The organism is Kitasatospora phosalacinea, assembly GCF_000716545.1.
Lineage (GTDB): Bacteria > Actinomycetota > Actinomycetes > Streptomycetales > Streptomycetaceae > Kitasatospora > Kitasatospora phosalacinea.
The window spans coordinates 1-1,152 of record NZ_JNWZ01000156.1 but is presented as its reverse complement, the minus strand read 5'-3'; the positions used below and the strand labels follow the sequence as shown (position 1 = coordinate 1,152).

At 71.0% G+C, this 1,152-nt stretch carries 1 protein-coding gene; it reads right to left on the bottom strand.

Going from position 1 to position 1,152, the window contains the following annotated elements; translation table 11 throughout:
• Nucleotides 1–72: 72 nt before the first annotated feature.
• On the bottom strand, nt 73–1,152 hold a 1,080-nt coding region (locus OO48_RS33900), incomplete at its 5' end, for a serine hydrolase domain-containing protein (protein WP_033223483.1).

Genomic DNA, 1,152 nt, shown 5'->3' with positions numbered 1-1,152 from the left:
AGCCGCCTCGCAGGCTCGACGGCAGGACGCCCGCGTACGGCGCCGCCCCGCGCCCCGGGGCGTGCTCGCCTCTCAGGCCGGTGCGGCGGGAAGGTCGCCGAACACCTCGTCGACCAGTCGCTGCGTGGCGGCCTGGAACGCTGCGCTCAGGGAGAGTGCGGTGTCGTCCACGTAGTTCAGTCCGGCGGTGAGGGTCGTACCGCCGTCGTACGAGCTGTACATGAGCGCGGCGTGGCCGGCCATGCCGCCGTTGTGCTTGACGAGGGTGCCGTGGGCGGTGTCCTCGACGAACACTCCGAGCCCGTACCCGGTGGGCTGGTGCGGTGTCAGCATCTGCGCGAGCAGGGGCGCCGGCAGGAGCCGACCGCTCGTCAGGCCGGAGATGAAGAGGTGGAGGTCCCGGGTGGTGGAGATCATGTCGCCGCCGCTGGAGATCCAGGAGGGGTCCTGGACGGTCACGTCGACCGTCGCTTCCTGGCCGTCGTCGTCGTACCGGTAGTAGGCGTGGGCGTGCGGTTCGGGGATCGAGGTGTCTTCCGGCACCTGGGTCTGGGTGAGCCCGAGCGGGGACAGGACCAGCCGGTGCATCTCCTCGGCGAGCGTGCGTCCGCTCACCGCCTCGATGATCAGCCGTGCCAGCACGTAGTTGGTGTTGGAGTAGCTCCAGTCCGCGCCGGGCTCGAACCGGGCCGGCTTGGACAGCGCCAGGCGTGCCAGGTCCTCGGGCGCGTGGTGCGTGCACCGGGCGTCGACCCACTGCTTGCCCTGCCAGGGGATTCCCGGCACGAGGATCGCGCCGTTCCAGGGGATCCCCTCGACGTCCGCGTCCGCGGCGTGGATCTCGCCGGTGAAGTTGAAGACGCCGCTGGTGTGCTGCAACAGCATCCGCACCGTGATGCGCGGGTCGATCGCGAGCCCGGGGAGGTAGCCGGCTGCGGGCGCGTCGAGCGCGACCGTGCCCTCGGCGACCATCTGCAGCACCGTCGCCGCGACGAAGGTCTTGGTGTTGCTCCCGATCCGGATGTACCCGTCGGTGGGCGGCGGGGTGGGCTCCCCCAGCACACTGGTCCCGGCGCTGCCGACCCATTCGCCGCGGTGGTCGTTGACGCGCAACTGGATGCCGGTGAGCCCGGAGTCGACGATCTCCTGGAG